The sequence below is a fragment of the Veillonella sp. genome (assembly GCF_018381775.1).
Classification (GTDB): domain Bacteria; phylum Bacillota; class Negativicutes; order Veillonellales; family Veillonellaceae; genus Veillonella.
The window spans coordinates 40,768-57,998 of record NZ_JAGZRH010000007.1 but is presented as its reverse complement, the minus strand read 5'-3'; the positions used below and the strand labels follow the sequence as shown (position 1 = coordinate 57,998).

Sequence of the window (17,231 nt, the reverse complement as noted above, 5' to 3'; positions counted from 1 at the left end):
CAAAAGAGGCACCCCAAGGAATGCCTCTTTTCATTATTACATGCTAAATTTTAATTTTAGTTGCTAGCCAGGATGCAACGAGACATTTTACGATATCCCCAGGAATAAATGGGAACATAACTACAGGCAACGCCGCCCAAAGTTCTGTTTTGGTAACAATCATAAAGCCTGCCACACCAAATAGATATACTACAGGAATTGTAATTACAAGAGAGCGCCATGCATAAGAGAAAAAGCTCTTTTTAGACCCTTTAAATACACTTAGTAAAGTATATGCTATTGGCCAAGAGAAGATAAATCCCCCTGTAGGTCCCAATAATTTACCAAGACCAGCTGTACCTCCAACGAATACAGGTAGACCAACGGCTCCTAGCAGAACATACACGACAAATACTATAAAAGCATCCTTTGGTTGCAATAATAAACCTGTTAATGTCGCCACCAAAGTCAATGCGGTTACCATTGCCGGACTAAATGGCAATGGAAATGAAATATATGCTGAAATACATAATAAGGCTGTCAATAAAGCCATTTTTGTTAAACGTCTTGCTTCCATAATTACCTCTAACTAATAGATCTTTGTTTCAAAGATGTTGAATCTTCATTTTCACCAAAAAAAGTAGCGGAAAATGCCAATGTATCACCTACATAACCTTCTACATGAGCATCCTCAGGGACTTCCACTAAAGTTACCATATCCCCTGCAATGACAGGGGCATGAAAATAAATCGCCATTTGCAGCGCAGATTTACTAATATTCCAATAATTCCACAATGTTTCAAGAATCATGCATCCCGGTACCACATAAGGATCCTCTCGATGAATTGGATTCGTGTCATTAATATCATTTACGAATTGTACTATATCTTTCTGGGAAAACGATATAGCTCCACTAATTTCATCATGATGTACGGTAGTGCGAATGCTAAATTGTTTCGGCACCGGTCGTAAATCAACCATTAAAAAACCTGATTTATCCAGAATACCAATTGTAGTAGTTTTAGCGATTTGATATAAAATACCACAGATAGATTGATCACTTCCTGAAGCATCATAATGCATATGCTTAATAACACTATGTCCTGGTAGATCTAAGTCATTATTACATAATGCTTTAAATAATGTTCTCATATAATCACAGTCCTTTATTTATTCAATAAATTGATTATAATCAACATCTTTTCATTCGTCAACAAAAGTCATTATCCATTTGTTAACAAATATAAAATAATATATCTATATGAGCTAAATGTACTACCAAAAGAAAAGAACCCATGATATATCATAGGTTCTTTCATAAGGTTAAATCTTATAGATTTGTTATTTAAGATCTAGCTCTTTTAAGTATGCCTTGAAGTTTTCACCTAATTCTTCATTGCGCAATGCATACTCAACAGTAGCTTTCAAGTAACCTAGTTTATCACCTGTATCATAACGAATGCCTTCATAGGCCAATGCATAGGTGTCAGTTTTAGATGCTGCTAACGCATCAGTCAATTGAACCTCATTACCTACGCCTGGTTTTGTATTTTCCAAAATATTGAAAATATCTGGAGTTAAAATATAACGACCTAATACAGCAAGTCTAGATGGAGCATCTTCTTTTTTTGGTTTTTCCACCAAGTTATGAACGCGATATAAATTATCAGCCAATGCTTCACCAGATACGATACCATAAGAGCTGACTTTATCTTCCGGTACAAATTGAGCCCCTAGAATAATACCAGGATGTTCGTCATAACACTCAATTAACTGTTTTAAGCATGGATTTTCAGGATTATATACAATATCATCACCAAGCAATACAGCAAATGGTTCATCACCAATAAAAGCTTTAGCACATAGTACAGCATCACCAAGACCACGTGGTGCCTTTTGGCGGATAAAGTGAACCTTAATATCTGCTAAATCCTTAATCATAGCCAACTGTTTATTTTTACCTTGGCTTTGTAACAATAATTCTAATTCAACACTGCTATCGAAATGGTCTTCAATAGCACGTTTATTACGACCTGTAATGATTAGGATTTCTTCAATACCAGAATCTAATGCTTCTTTCACAATATATTGGATAGCTGGTGTATCTACAATAGGAAGCATTTCCTTTGGTTGTGCTTTAGTAGCTGGTAAGAACCGTGTACCAAAGCCAGCTGCTGGAATAACGGCCTTTCTAATACGTTGCATAGTTATCTCCTAATTAAAAGTCTTTGCCCACAAATTTGATCTTCCATTGATCATTGTTGCTTCTATGTGCATCCTTATAAGTTAAGTATAGATCAAAGGAGTGTAAGTCACGATGCCATGTATAATATACAGAGTCTATTTGACCACTCATCATATTTGTTTTAACACTTACAGAAACATCATCCAAGCGAGTTAATTTATAAGAGCCACCATAAATAAGCTCCTTAGGAAGCTCTGTCGTATCGAATCGATATGGAGAGTTGTTATAAGAAATATTACGTTGATTATAACTAACCCATACATTAGCACGATTTCCCACTTTAGATTGGAAACGAGCGCCCCAATAAGGCATGCTACGAATCGTACCATTATAACCATAATAATCTCGTTGGTAACCACCTAAGAAACGTAAATCTGCATTTTTCCAAAGCTTAATTGGATCATGAGATACTTCTGTATAATACTCTTTATGAGAACCTTTTACAGAACCCTCTTTCCAATAACCGGCATTAACACCACCACGTACAGTAACAGGAGATTTACCAACATGGTATGTATGAGTATCTAAACGAGCTTCACCAATCTTTTCTACCCATACAGTTTCATCGTTATACTCATTAGATTCTTTACTGTAACCAATAGAAGCAGTCCCCCAAGGTAAGTAATGTCTATAGCCTGCTTTTGGTTTAAATCCAGACTTTGAATACCAACGGTAATCAATATAGGCTTCACCATGCTTACCGATTGGATACTCTGTACTACCATGCAAACCAATGCCATCATCACTACTATATGTAGGTTTTGGAACCAAGGAGAAAATACTAAATTTACCCTCTTTATCATGACGAAGGGATGCTGTATAAGAAGGCAAGGATAAAACCTTGAAGTTTTTAATATAGAAGGATGGTTTTTTGATAACTACTTTATCGCCAGGATATACCTTGATATCTTGACCTTCTACACGATAGTCAGGTGTATGTTTAAAAGCCATAGCATGTTTTGTGGTAACCATGCCTTTTTCCATATGACCAGTTTCACCATCAAATGTAGCATTTTGCCCTTTTACATAGTAAGGGTCATTCCAACCAAAAGCTTGATCAGCTGTAAAATGGTGATCACTAGTACGATATGTCATATTTTGACCTGTAATATCCTTAGTTTTACCGCCATTTTCTAAAAAGCGATATCCACCAACAGTACGATATTCTGTAGTTTTCGTATTACCTTCTATACGCGGAGACATCAAGGTTTGATTACCTTGAGTCACTACTACATCACCTTGTGCATATACATCACCAGTGGACCCTGTATAGGACATTTTATCTGCATCAATACGAGTCGGCAACTGTTCTGTAGGTTGATCAGACTTTGCCTTTTCACCACGACGTACAACACGGATATTACTATTGTCAGGTGTAGATGCTTTAGAGATTTCTCCAAGATAGGATTGATCAACGCTATCCAATTGATCTTGATATACCGTGGTTGACTCTGTAGCGGCCCATACTGGTTGTGCTAAACAGAAAACACATGCCGCTGCCAGCCATTGTACTTTACGTTTCCTCATGGTTACTAGAACTCCTCTTGCTTTAAGAATTTGTTAATTATTGATTACGCTTTACAACCACGATAGGTTGAGAAACATTTTCTACTTGTTCTTCTTGTTCTTCTACTGCTGCTGGTTCCTCTGTTGTTGTTTCATTTTCATCAACAGCCGCTTCATTAGTATCTACAGTTTCTTCAGATTCATCTGCTGCATTCGGTACAGTTACAGCTTCAGCCAATTCATCATCACTATGAGCCAAACCGTCACCACCAATTACAAGACCTTGAATTGTTACAGAATCTTGAGGTTGTACATAAATTGTTGCACCAGCAGGGTACTCAATATTTTTCCCCTTAACAAAAGCGCCACCTACTAAACCTATCGGTCCAAGTAAAACAGCACCAGCTACGGATGCACCTGCAGCTTTTACTTCATTACGAGTTTTGTCTTTAGCTTCTTTACCTTGTACAGCAGTGAATTCTGTACCATCGATAGCAGGAATAGTATCGAATGTAATATCTAATGCACCATTACGACCAAAGGAACGAGCCTTTTTCAAAGAAGTAATTGTACCAGAACCTACTGTACCTGCAGGAACTAATAACACATTGCCATCCATAACATTTTCAGCTACTGTGAAAGCAACAGTGTCGCCTTCATGGCTAGTTTTTGAAGAAACAGCATCATTCAATGTAACTTTGAAAACTTGATTGCCCGCTAATGTACCCACTTGATTTGTGAGCGTTACATTGCTGCCATATACTTTTGTTTTTAAAGAAATAATACGTTTTTGTAAAGAGCCGCTACCAATACGACCATTAACGCTACGTTCCATCTTTTCTACACGATCAACAAGAGAACCTGCATTAATGCTATTTTGATATGTATATTCAAGTGCGTCCATTTCTTCGCGCAAAGAAATATTTGTACCGCTACCTTCTACGGAGTTATAAAGGGAATCGACACGTTTGCTCAATGTAGCAGAATTGCCATTGAAACCAGTACCATACACGGTTTCATCAAGTTGATTAATGCGGTCCACTACAGCACCATCTTGTACAGCGCCATATACAGTAGTCTCTAAAACATTTGTTTTTTCTGTAACTGTACCAGGAGCAGCAAATGCAGTGCCTGAAATCAAGGATGCCATTAAAAGTGTAAGTACTTGCTTCTTCATAAATTCCTCCACAACGTATCTAATGTATAACTGTTATACAACAGAATAAGCACGGGCCTAAGACCGTGCTTATTCCCTGAGTCTACTATTTTATATGCTCAGTGGCCATTAAATTTTCAAATCGATAATAGCAGATACACCTACGCCTTGAACACGAGATGCACCAACTGGGTTTGTGCTATCAACTGGTACTAAACCTTTTACACGAACCATACCGTTAAAGCTACCTTCAACTTGAGCAACCGCTTTAACTTGTTCAATGCTAGATGCTGGGCCAGTTACTTGAGCAGCACCAATATAACCTTTTGTACCAATACTGATAATAGGTACAACTTTAGTTGTATACTCTGTGCTTAAGTTATTTTGTTTCAATAATTTATTTAAGAAAGAGTCAATTTGAGGACCGAATTTATTGATAACAATACCGATACCACCAATTTTAGCTGCACCACCAAGAATACTGCTAAGGCCGCCAGCTTGAGTAGTCAAGATGCCACCAAATGCAGTTGTAGTTAAACAAATCCCTAGAACAGCTGTAATAATCTTCTTTTTCATAATAAGCCTCCTATAGATACTTATATTTTAACAAATTCTATACATAGATTCTAGTGAAAGTATAAGAACTTACACATAAAGATACTAGCATTGTATAAAAGTCCGATGAACAATCAATGAATTTTACACAACTTAATTTAATACTACTATCCTAAAAGATTATTGTCAATATCTACTATTCTTCACAACCTATAAGTACAAAAATTCTTTTTATACATATAAAATCAGCTAAATATAAAATAATCTTAGTCTATATAATTAGCAGATACGAGGGACTTGATCTTCACCTAACAAATCAATTAAACGGACACCACCAATTGCGGTTTGCAATCCAACCTTGCCAATATTTTTATCTAATGTTTTACCGATTAATACAGCTTCTTTGCCTTCTTCAAAGCCATGAAGAATAGATAAAACTTCATCGGTAACCGATGAGTCTACCACAAGCACTACCTTACCTTCATTGGCTAAATATAATGGATCATATCCTAAAATATCACAAACAGATTGTACTTCAGCGTGAACCGGTATAGCTGCTTCTTCTACCTTAATACCAACTTGACTTTGGTCTGCAATTTCTTTTAAAACAGTACCTAAACCACCACGTGTTGGATCTCGCAATAGAGCCACTTGAGGCCCCACTTTATCAAGTACGGCATGAACCATATTGTTTAAAGGGGCACAATCAGTTTTTAAAGAATCAGATAGGTCTAATCCAAACCGTTGTCCCATAACAGCAATAGAATGATCCCCTATAGCACCAGATAAGATAACATCCATTCCCGGCTTTACACGATGCGGACCAATATCTATCCCTGTTGGAATCATACCAATCCCCGCAGTATTTATGTAGATTTTATCTACCTCACCCTTTTTGACAACCTTAGTGTCTCCTGTAACAATTTGTACATTTGCAGTTTTTGCCATATCTGACATAGTATGAAGGATTTCATCTAACTCATTAAAGGCAAGGCCTTCTTCTAAAATGAGCCCACAACTCAAGTATTGTGGAATAGCACCATTCATAGCTAAATCATTCACTGTACCACATACAGCTAATTTACCAATATTTCCGCCAGGGAAAAACGCTGGTTGTACTACATAGGAATCTGTAGAGAACGCCATACGTCCTTCTGTAACGGGAAATTGAGCACCATCGTGTAAAGGAGCTAATAAATCATTTGTAAAATATTTCAAAATAAAACGCTCGGTCAACTCATGACTAAATCGACCACCGTTTCCATGGACTAAGCGAACTCGCTCCATATTAATCCTCCCACGTCGATCCACCACTGGAATAACCATATTTATACCATGCAGCACAACTACCTTCTACAGATACCATGCAGGCACCAACTGGATGGTCAGCAGTACAACTTTTACCAAACAATGGACATTCACTCGGCTTAATAAGACCTTGCAATACACGGCCACATTGACAACCCTTCGGATCAAGAGAAGGTCGTTCAAGATGGATAGGTAATGCACGTTCTACATCATAGGCTGCATATTCGTCCTTCAATCTTAAACCAGAATTTGGAATGACACCTATACCACGCCACGCATCATCACATACATCATATACCTCTTTGATCATCGCTTGCGCTACGGGATTACCCTTCTGCATAACTACAGAATGATATGTATTGCCTACTATAAAATTACTAGTTTTTCGTTGCTCTAAAATATTTGCTATAGCAGATAAAATTTCAAGTCCATCAAAACCAGCAATACATGATGGTATGTGATACTCTTCAGGTAAGAATTGATATGGTTCTTCTCCGATAATAACACTCACATGACCCGGCAAAATAAAACCATCAATATGACCTTCTTGTTTATCTAATAAAGCTCGCAATGCAGGAGGCACTAATTTATGAGATACAAGGAAGAACACGTTCTTCAAGCCTGCTGCATGAACTGCTTTTACAGTTGCACAAATAACGGCAATAGTCGTTTCAAAACCTATGGCTAAAAATACGATTTTCTTTTCCGGATATTTCTTACTAAGTTCTACTACCTCTAAAGGCGTATAAATTACATGGATATGCGCGCCCTTTGTTTGAGCTTCACTAAGACTACTATAACTACCGGGCACCTTTAACATATCCCCAAAGGTTGCAATAATAACATCATCACGTTCAGCATAAGCCAAAGCCTTATCCATATACGTTTGATCCGTTACACATACAGGACATCCTGGTCCACTAACAAGTTCAATGCCACTTGGCAATAACTGACGAAGACCTTCACGGAAAATCGATACAGTATGTGTACCACAAACCTCCATAAGTCTCACGGTTTCCCCTGGCTTATGAAGAGCATTGATACGTTTTAACAATACATCAGCACTGTTCTGCTTTTCCTGCAAAGTAAGCTTCTTCAAGTTCTTCTAGCTCCTTAAAGGCCTCTAATGTTTTTTGTGCCTCTTCTTCATCAACAATTTGTACAGCAAAACCTGCATGGACTAACAACCAGTCCCCTACCTTTGCTTCTGGTACGAGGAGTAAGCTGCAGTCACGGGTGGCACCTGTTAATTCTACAGTGCCAATAACATCATTCACAGCTATTAACTGTGCTGGTACAGCTAAGCACATATTATCTCCTTATATATTACTTTAATAACAAATTCTATAAGTTTACTTTTATGTAAGCAAACTCATTATATATAAATATTTCTAATATTATTGTATCACAATTATAGTATTTATTAAGTGATACTGGCTACAAGAGTATATAACTATTTCTGATTACCAATCCATAATTGTCCGAGTGCTAAGCCCCCATCATTGGAAGGAACAGCCTCATTCATATATAAATTGCCTACATGCCAAGCACGATATATTAACTCTACTAATTTGCGATTTTGAAATACACCGCCTGATATGGCCGCATCACTAATATTATATCGCTCCATTAAATCGGCTGAAGTTTCACATAATGCAATGGCAACGGTTTTATGGAATGATGCTGCAAGATGAGCTCTAGATTCACCTTTAACGACACCATCCATAATAGATTGAACAGTTGGAGTAAAATCAAGAATTCGCCCGTCATAGATATAATCAAGCAATGTGCCTTTTTCATCACCACATAAAGATTCTAATGCAATAGCAATTTGCGCATCATAGGTATGAATCATGCCTAGTCCTAAAAGAGAACCTACTGCATCAAATAAACGTCCACAGCTCGTTGCTTGAATCATAGGCATTGTAGATTGTAATGCTTTATCTAATATTTCCCAACCTTTAGGCAGCCTATTCATCCAATCTTGATAAACAGGTGGAATATCATTACTGTAATAATTTCTAATATACCATAAGGCTTGACGCCATGGCTCAGAAACCGCTTTTTCTCCACCTGGTAACGGTGCTTCATGGATATGAGCTAATCGCTGATATTCGTTGCCTTTGCAAAGAAGGAATTCACCGCCCCATACGGTCCCATCTGGACCATATCCTGTACCATCCATGGCAATACCTAGTACAGGGCCTTCTAGATTGTGTTCTGCCATAACTGATGCAATATGAGCATGATGATGTTGGACCGGTGTAACAGAAATCTGAGAACTTTTACCAATACGTTCCCCTAAGTGAGAAGAGAAAAATTGAGGATGACTATCTACAATGATTTTCTCTGGTCGTATAGAAAATAATTTCTCATATCGGTCAATAGTCCACACCAAAGTTGCATGAGTTGATGCATTCTGTAGATCACCAATATGTGGTCCTACAAGAACTTCAGAACCTTTATTCACAGCAAAAGCATTTTTTAAATCACTACCCATGGCTAATATCGAAGTTTGCCCTGAAATTTCACAATGAATAGGTTCTGGTACATAGCCACGACTACGACGAATAAATCGAGGTTTCTTATGAATAACAGTTACAACAGAATCATCGAGAGGTGCATAAATTTTCCGATTGTGGACCAAAAAATAATCAGCCACTGCCCCTAACTCTTCAAATGCTTGATTATCATCATATAAAACGGGATCACCGCTACGATTGCCGCTCGTCATGACCCACGCCGCATCTGATGGTAATAGTACCTCATGCATCGGTGTATATGGTAACATTACGCCAAGCATATGATTATCTGGCGCTACATGGGTACTCAAATGGACTAAACTATGGTGATTTCTTTCTAATAATACGATAGGACGTTCCATTCCAGTCAAAATATCTAGTTCTACATCACTAAGATGGACTAGCTCGATTGCCGTATCTAGAGACCCCACCATAATTGCTAATGGTTTATGTGGTCTGTTTTTACGCTTACGTAAGCGTTGGACCGCTACATCATTTCGAGCATCACAAACTAAATGATAGCCGCCAATCCCCTTTATAGCGATAATACTACCTTCGTTAATTAATTCACGGGTTGTATTCCATACATTTACTGTATCTACAACCGTACGATTAGGTTTATATAGAGTATAATGCGGCCCACAAAGAGAACACGCATTAGGTTCAGCACGATAACGGCGCCCCTCTATATCCTCATATTCAGCCTTACAAGCTTCACACATAGGAAACTCATCCATCGTCGTTCGCTCACGATCATAAGGTAAAGATTTAATAATCGTATACCGAGGGCCACAATTTGTGCAATTAATAAAAGGATATTCTTTCCTACGCTTGTCCTGTTCTAGTTCTTTAAGACAGTCATCACATGGCGCTGTATCCGCACTAATAAACGTACTAACCTCTTCACCTAATGGAGAGGGCTTCACAGAGAACTCAACTTCATTGTTTTGTATAGTAAGATGTTGTACCCGTTGACTTGTAATGCGGCACAATCGAGGTTGGTCATCTTGAATCGCATCTAAAAACAACTGCAAATCACTAGTACAACCTTGTATCTCGACGTAAACACCTTGGCTATCATTATATACAAAACCTGTTAAACCTAGGGAATGTGCCCACATAGAAACAAGGGGCCGGAATCCGACCCCTTGAACTATACCGGTATAACGAATTCCCCAGCGTTCTATAGTTTGATTACTATTTTGTTTCATATAAACTCCTACTATAGACGGAGAATTAATGGCTATTAACCTAATGCTACAGGAATACTGCCATCAATGCCAGCTTGTTCTAACTCGGCTTGAATCATAATAGCGCATTCAATACGTTTCTTTTGTAAGCGGCAGCCAAATTCATAAGGTGTTTCTAAATCGCCACCTAATGTAATGTTGTTAGCATGACAGCCACCAGAACAGAAGAATTTCGCCCAACATTCAGCACAAGTTGGTTTAGAGAATACATGTGTATTACGGAAATCTTTAGGAATTTCTGTATTTTGTAATCCATCATACACATTGCCAAGCACATATCCATCTTTACCTACGAATTGATGACATGGGTAAATATCGCCATTAGGTACGACTGCCATATATTCATGACCTGCCCCACAACCACGAAGGCGTTTAGCCATACATGGACCGCGATACAAATCCATACGGAAGTGGAAGAAGTTAAACTTCTCACCCCAACCATCTAATTGACGTTGTAAATAAATATCTGCTAATTTTTCATATTCTTTTTCCAATACAGGCCAATCCTCTTCGCGAAGAACATAGTCCCCCTCTTCACCTACTACAGGCTCCATGGATAAATGTTCGAAGCCAAGATCAGACATAGCCATAACGTCTTTTGTAAAGTCTAAGTTTTTATGTGTATACGTACCACGTACGTAGTATTCAAGGCCATGGCGTTGTTTTACTGCATTGATAAGGTTTTTAGCAATATATTTGTAAGATTCCGCACCACTACCAGCTACAGGACGCATCGCATTATGTACAGATTCACGACCATCCAAAGATAATACAAGGCTCATCTTATGTTCGTTTACATAGTCGATTTTATCTTGTGTTAAGAGCATGCCGTTTGTAGTCAATGTAAGCTTGAAAATCTTATTGTGCTTTTCTTGAATGGATTCAATATATTCAACGGTTTGTTTAACAACATCCCAGTTCAATAAAGGTTCTCCACCAAAGAAATCTATTTCACAATGTTGACGAGGTCCGCTCATTTTAATAAGGAAGTCCACTGCACGCTTCGCCACATCAAAACTCATTAATTCACGTTTTACACCGCCGTAATCACCTTGGCTGGCAAAACAGTATTTACATGCTAAATTACAATCATGAGCAATATTTAAGCATAATGCCTTAACAATAGGTTTTTCACCTACTACAAGTTTAAACTCTGTACTCATGGGAGCAAACAATTGCTCTGCTTTAATGAGCTCATCTAACTCATCCATAATCTCATCAAGTTCTACGGCATCTTCTTTAGCATCTAATGCAGCATGTACTGCATCGCGATTAGTGCCATCATATATGTCAAGAACTCTATCAATGAGTTCGTCGATAACGTGAATAATACCACTATTAACATCTAAGCAGTAATAGTTATCCTTCATCCGAAACTTATGGATCATTGGTTTTAATTCTAACATGGTACCTCCAATTATTATGTATGGTAAAAGTTCTACTATATAGAACTTTCTAGATAATTGTACCACATTTCCATGCTAAACGTTATGAAAAGAGTCATAAAGATATACCATACAAAGTATGTATTATACACATAAATAAAAAAGGCCCGCTAAGCGAGCCTCTTTATTATTTTTGTTTGCAAACTTGGTTACCAACTGTGCAGCTTGTTTTGCAAGCGGATTGGCAAGATGTTTGACATTCCCCACAACCGCCAGTTTTAGCAGTTTTTTGTAAGGATTCAGTGTTGATAGTACGAATACGTTTAGCCATGGTTATCCTCCTCAATACTTATCGAATGATATTTATTTTATCATATTTATGAAAAGCCTGTAAAATACTATTTAGTTATGTTTTCTTCTACAGATTTTATTTTATTAACTTCTGTAGTTTTATTTTCATCCGCTCCTACTGTTGTTGCAGCGCTTGTAACAGCATCAGTTTTTTCTTTCTTAGGAGTATCCTTACGCAATACCTTACGTAATGCCAATGCAACTGGAGTAACGATAACAGCTGCAAAAACAGCTTCTGGAATACCGTGTGTAACAGATAAGAATACAATAGAGCCTAAAACTTGATCTGGGCTTAGGTTCATTTTAATAGCAAACATATCTGCGTAAAGCAAGAAGATAAGTCCCATAACCATAATTGTATGGAATACAGTACCCATAAATGCAGATACAAGAATGCGTGGACCTTGAGGTGCTTTCCACAATAATAAGTATACTAAATATGCTAATACAGGGAAAAGTATACGTGGTAACACAGAAATGATTGGATTAATAAATAGTGGGGATAAAATGTTTGGAGCTGTAATATTTTGCCACAAGCTATAGCAACCAAAGATAAAGCCTACAAAGGCACCTACCTTAGGGCCCTCTACAATAGCACCAATAAGTGTCGGTACATGTAGAGTTGTCACATTAAGAGGCCCCAATGGAATAATCCCATATCCAGATACACCTAATGCGATTGTGATCCCCGCCAACAAACCAATAATGGTAAGCTCACGAATAGTAATACCACTCTTTTTCTCTTTTTTAACCTTTTTACGTTCAACAGGGCTAGTCGTTTCATTACCTTGGATTGATACAGTTGAGTTATCATCCACTAGACGTTCATTGTTGTTCATAGATCCTCCTTCGTTCTCATTCCTTACGGATATAAGTCGAAACTAGAAATTAAATACGTTCACGGCGTCGTGAAATAATACCACGCTCTACCAATGCACCTATAATCACTGCTACACCTGTTATACCAGCTTCTAACAAAGTTGGGGTAACAAACACTAGTGGATTACCTTGATACGTTGGAAAAACGGTGGGAACTAAAGATAAAACAAACTCTGGAATATAACCACCATATAAAATATGGGCATTCATAGCGAGCCATAAACCAGCAGTTAAAACAATACGAAATAATCGTATACCTTTATAGGCTATGTCTCTTGGATATAAATAGAATACGAAGACCAATAAGGATATAAGTAATGACACCAATTCTGCAAAGAGTATATTCACATTCATAGATGACGCATACATGAAATAAACCATTGGATCTTGTAGATCAATATAGAGAAGTGAACCAATATATAAGAATGGAATTGGAATAGTATATCCAATTATATCGAGTGCTTCATCTACCATTCCCCATCGATGATTTCGATTGAAAAACTTAGTAGCTAGCAACCCACAAAGTTCAATAAGGACTTGAACTATAAAATACACCACGAAGAGGAGTAATGCTGTTACAATTCCACTATCTGCAGTAAAGCTAAAGGGCGTATGAAGAAATGAAAATACAGTCCACCAAGCCCAACTATACGTATGATATCCCATACTCAATGGTAGGTCATCGTTAAATTTAGCATTCTTCAATCTTCGTACCATGAGAGGTATTACAAGAGACAATACAGGGAATACTAATATTGGTAATGCTAGCGCTCCACTCAAGGAAAGAACTGTCGTTACAGCACTTACAAATAATGCACAGACAACGGTGAATAACCAGAAATTCTTATTCATTACGGCCTCCTACTAAACGAGTAAGACCATATGCAAAAATCAAGCTAATAGTAACACCGATATACATAGCTACTAAAAAAGCTACATCTCGGCCAGCTGTTGGCCAGCTCCATAGCATCGATAAATCTACACCGAGAAAAATACCTTTATAGCTAATACCGTGGATGATAATCCAACTTATAATATAGGCAATACGGCTAATCGATTTACCATCTCCAAAGGTACTACTTTTAAACGATAAATATGCCCAAGGCATAACTAGTGATAAAAGTAAATACCATACAAGTGCTACCGTCGCACTTGATCCATTATGAATCATATATGCAATAATAGGAATTACTACAATAAATAGATTCAAGTAAATGGATCTTTTACAAATATCCATTAATGTGTTCATAAAGATCTCCTATGATATGTAATCTCTTTGTATTTTACAATAATCATAGATAAATGTCATCAAAAAAGAAAAACCTCCATATAGGTAAATGAATACCTTATATGGAGGTTTATAATTAAGCTACTACGGAGTCAGCTGTTACATCAATTGTAGGAACAGCGTCCTTTGTTTCTTCTTTTTTCAACAATGGAGTCATGCTTTCTAAGCCGATACCCAATGTGAATAAATTATGTAACCAAGCTGTTTGGCTTGGAGGCATAATACCGAGTACGCCACCACCAACAAGGGCACCATTGAAACCAACGATACCATTGTAATTAGCTTTGATGCGTTTCATCAATGCCATAGAAATGCGGCGTAAATCTACAAGAGCTTGTAGATGATCGGAAGAAATAGTAACATTTGCAATTTTTTGAGCGATTGGTGCGCCTTCATTCATAGCGATACCAACATGTGCTTCAGAAATTGCTGGGGAATCATTGATACCATCCCCTACCATCATGACAGTATAACCTTCAGCTTTTGCTTGTTTTACATAAGCTGCTTTATCCTCTGGCAATACCTCTGCATGCAATTCATCGATGCCGAGTTCGTCAGCTACACGTTGTGCATTACGTTTGGAGTCGCCAGTCATCATGACAACCTTTTTAATGCCCAATGTATGTAAATCAGCTATAACTTGTTTTGCTTCCTCACGAACAGGGTCTTTAATACAAATAACCGCTGCTAGTGTACCTCCAATAGCGAGGTAAATATGGGAAGATGAATTTGGCAAATTATTGAACTTTTCTTGTTCATCTGCAGGAATCTTTGTTTTTTCATCATCAAAGATGTAGTGAGCACTACCAATGCGTACACGGTAGCGGCCAACTTTAGATGCAATACCATGAGCTACAACGTATTCTACGTCGGAGTGCATTTCCTTGTGAGGCAAGTCATGATCCTTAGCAGCGCGTACAATTGCTTTTGCCATGGAATGAGGGAAATGTTCCTCAATACATGCAGCCAATTTTAACATTTCATCTGCATCATGACCATTAAATGGAATGATTTGTTCAAACTCAGGTTCTGCTTTTGTAAGAGTGCCTGTTTTATCGAATACAATCATATCTGCTTGTGCAATTTGTTCTAAGAATTTACCACCTTTAACTGTGATACCGCGTTTAGATGCTTCTTGCATAGCGGAAAGTACTGCTAATGGAATGGATAATTTAAGAGCACAAGAGAAGTCAACCATTACGAAAGACAATGCTTTCATTACATTACGAGTCAACAAGTATGTTAAACCAGCACCAATAAAGCTTATTGGAACTAATTTATCAGCCATGCGGTATGCTTGTTGTTCCATACCGGATTTCATTTGTTCAGACTCTTCAATGAGGTTAACGATTTTTTCGTAACGAGATGTTTTGGATGTGCTACGTACTTCTACAATAGCTTTACCGTCTTCAACAACAGTACCTGCATATACAGAACTGTCTTGATCGCGACGAACCGCTTCTGGTTCACCAGTCATGGAGCTTTCATTAACAAGAACAACACCATCGATAACGACGCCATCCAATGGAATCACTTCGCCTTGGCGAATAATGATTTTATCACCTGCTACAACTTCGTTAACTGGCTTGCTCACTTCAATGTCATCAACTAAAACCCATACTTTATCTACGTTCAAGGACATGCTTTGAGCGAGATTTAATACGGATTTACGGTGAGTCCATTCTTCTAAGATATCACCAATACCTAATAGGTACATAACAGCGCCAGCTGTAGGGTAATCCTTTTGAAGTAATGCAGCACCAATAGCTACACCATCAAGTACTTCGACAGTTAACTTACGTTGCCACAATGTTTTAATCGCTTTACCGATAAATTTAATACCGTCAAACCAAGCCCATGCAGCCGCAATCGGTGTAGGAAGCACTGCTTTTTTACCTAAGTAAAGTGCAGTACGGTTGATCATCATTTCACGGTATTTTTTATTTACCAAGCGAGGAGAATATTCGTTTAAAGCAGGAGCTTCAGACAAATCTAAATCGCGTAGAGCTAACACTGCATCACGCACAGAATCAGAATCGCCATTATGTTTAATGGCGATTTGACTGCTACGAGTGTAGAAGGTTACATCTACAATTGCATCATTAAGGAGCAATGTATCCTCTACATAAGCTGCTTCAGCCTCTGTAAAGCGATGACCAGTTACCTTAACATGCAAGCGATTTCTGAGTTTTCGTACAACAGAAAATTGTAACATAGTTAAATCCTTCTATTATTTGTTTTCTTCAAAGATTTCTTCGTTGCGTGCTTCGTTGATTTCTTGAGCTTCTGCCAATACATCAGATGCAGATGCTTGTACTTTTTCAGCTGTTTCTAATACAGTTTCTTTAGCGCGAAGACCAGCTGCTACGATACCAGCATATACTTTTTTTGCGTCTTTGGAAGTTAACACTTTAAGACCTACAGTACCCAATGCAAGACCTGCTGCGAATAAGTTAGCGTTTTTAAGATTGTTTTGGTTGAAGTTGAACATGATAATATCCCTTTCTACTAATAAATATATAAAAAATTTACTTACTATATTTGAAAAGAGGAGCCCATTATAGAGACCCCTCATTCAAATTCAGAATTCGTATTAGCTTACTTAGCGGTACGTTTAATGCCTAGTGCTTTATTGGAACCATCACAGCTGCAGCTACTACCGCAACCAGAAGATTTTTTAGAGCCAGACTTGGAGCCACCGCTACCACAGCCGCAGCCACCTTTACCAGACACTTGTTTATAAATTTTTGTACCAAGATAAGCCAATGCTAATATCACTATGAGTCCTATAACAAGATTATCCATTA

The 17,231-nt window shown here is 37.8% G+C and carries 18 protein-coding genes; all 18 read right to left on the bottom strand.

Annotated features, from left to right (window positions below; translation table 11 throughout):
- Positions 1-43: 43 nt before the first annotated feature.
- The 18 genes from KH109_RS05690 to KH109_RS05605 all read right to left on the bottom strand — a co-directional run bounded on the left by KH109_RS05690 (position 44) and on the right by KH109_RS05605 (position 17,229).
- On the bottom strand, positions 44-556 hold the full coding sequence (locus KH109_RS05690) for a biotin transporter BioY (RefSeq protein WP_129822868.1): 513 nt from the start codon (positions 554-556) through the stop codon (positions 44-46).
- 8 nt (positions 557-564) lie between these two features.
- Entirely contained in the window at positions 565-1,131 is a 567-nt protein-coding gene (locus KH109_RS05685) for a hypothetical protein (protein WP_295216664.1), read from the bottom strand.
- A 189-nt stretch (positions 1,132-1,320) separates the two neighbouring features.
- Positions 1,321-2,184 carry a UTP--glucose-1-phosphate uridylyltransferase GalU gene (gene galU / locus KH109_RS05680; protein ID WP_005387062.1) on the bottom strand — a complete coding sequence of 288 codons (864 nt, stop codon included), beginning with the start codon at positions 2,182-2,184 and terminating at the stop codon, positions 1,321-1,323.
- A 13-nt stretch (positions 2,185-2,197) separates the two neighbouring features.
- A complete protein-coding gene (locus tag KH109_RS05675; protein WP_295216660.1) occupies positions 2,198-3,751 on the bottom strand; it encodes an LptA/OstA family protein in 1,554 nt (517 codons plus the stop codon).
- A gap of 37 nt (positions 3,752-3,788) precedes the next feature.
- Positions 3,789-4,907, bottom strand: a complete 1,119-nt coding sequence (locus KH109_RS05670; protein ID WP_295216657.1) for a hypothetical protein — start codon at positions 4,905-4,907, stop codon at positions 3,789-3,791.
- A gap of 108 nt (positions 4,908-5,015) precedes the next feature.
- Positions 5,016-5,462 (bottom strand): hypothetical protein, encoded by a 447-nt coding sequence (locus KH109_RS05665; protein ID WP_005387067.1) that lies wholly within the window; start codon positions 5,460-5,462, stop codon positions 5,016-5,018.
- A 258-nt stretch (positions 5,463-5,720) separates the two neighbouring features.
- Complete coding sequence (hypE, locus tag KH109_RS05660) at positions 5,721-6,728, bottom strand: hydrogenase expression/formation protein HypE (RefSeq protein ID WP_295216654.1); 1,008 nt, start codon at positions 6,726-6,728, stop codon at positions 5,721-5,723.
- A gap of 1 nt (position 6,729) precedes the next feature.
- On the bottom strand, positions 6,730-7,848 hold the full coding sequence (hypD, locus tag KH109_RS05655; RefSeq protein WP_295216651.1) for a hydrogenase formation protein HypD: 1,119 nt from the start codon (positions 7,846-7,848) through the stop codon (positions 6,730-6,732).
- Complete coding sequence (locus tag KH109_RS05650; RefSeq protein ID WP_060924796.1) at positions 7,808-8,059, bottom strand: HypC/HybG/HupF family hydrogenase formation chaperone; 252 nt, start codon at positions 8,057-8,059, stop codon at positions 7,808-7,810. Before KH109_RS05650 ends, hypD begins: the two co-directional genes overlap by 41 nt.
- 143 nt (positions 8,060-8,202) lie before the next feature.
- Entirely contained in the window at positions 8,203-10,482 is a 2,280-nt protein-coding gene (gene hypF / locus KH109_RS05645; RefSeq protein WP_295216648.1) for a carbamoyltransferase HypF, read from the bottom strand.
- Positions 10,483-10,517: 35 nt separating this feature from the next.
- Positions 10,518-11,927: a thioether cross-link-forming SCIFF peptide maturase gene (scfB, locus tag KH109_RS05640; RefSeq protein WP_039969275.1), complete on the bottom strand. Its 1,410-nt coding sequence runs from the start codon at positions 11,925-11,927 to the stop codon at positions 10,518-10,520.
- Between the two features lie 166 nt (positions 11,928-12,093).
- The gene (gene scfA, locus KH109_RS05635; RefSeq protein ID WP_004693318.1) at positions 12,094-12,237 is read right to left on the bottom strand and encodes a six-cysteine ranthipeptide SCIFF; all 144 of its coding nucleotides are present in this window, start codon (positions 12,235-12,237) and stop codon (positions 12,094-12,096) included.
- A 67-nt stretch (positions 12,238-12,304) separates the two neighbouring features.
- Entirely contained in the window at positions 12,305-13,096 is a 792-nt protein-coding gene (locus KH109_RS05630; RefSeq protein ID WP_295216645.1) for an ECF transporter S component, read from the bottom strand.
- Between the two features lie 49 nt (positions 13,097-13,145).
- A complete protein-coding gene (locus tag KH109_RS05625) occupies positions 13,146-13,988 on the bottom strand; it encodes a hypothetical protein (protein ID WP_295216642.1) in 843 nt (280 codons plus the stop codon).
- Positions 13,981-14,385, bottom strand: coding sequence for a hypothetical protein (locus KH109_RS05620; RefSeq protein WP_295216639.1), 405 nt, complete (start codon positions 14,383-14,385; stop codon positions 13,981-13,983). Before KH109_RS05620 ends, KH109_RS05625 begins: the two co-directional genes overlap by 8 nt.
- Before the next feature lie 115 nt (positions 14,386-14,500).
- The gene (locus tag KH109_RS05615) at positions 14,501-16,639 is read right to left on the bottom strand and encodes a heavy metal translocating P-type ATPase (RefSeq protein WP_295216636.1); all 2,139 of its coding nucleotides are present in this window, start codon (positions 16,637-16,639) and stop codon (positions 14,501-14,503) included.
- A 15-nt stretch (positions 16,640-16,654) separates the two neighbouring features.
- Positions 16,655-16,915, bottom strand: a complete 261-nt coding sequence (locus KH109_RS05610; RefSeq protein WP_005376730.1) for a DUF6110 family protein — start codon at positions 16,913-16,915, stop codon at positions 16,655-16,657.
- A 107-nt stretch (positions 16,916-17,022) separates the two neighbouring features.
- Complete coding sequence (locus KH109_RS05605) at positions 17,023-17,229, bottom strand: FeoB-associated Cys-rich membrane protein (protein ID WP_295216633.1); 207 nt, start codon at positions 17,227-17,229, stop codon at positions 17,023-17,025.
- Positions 17,230-17,231 lie beyond the last annotated feature (2 nt).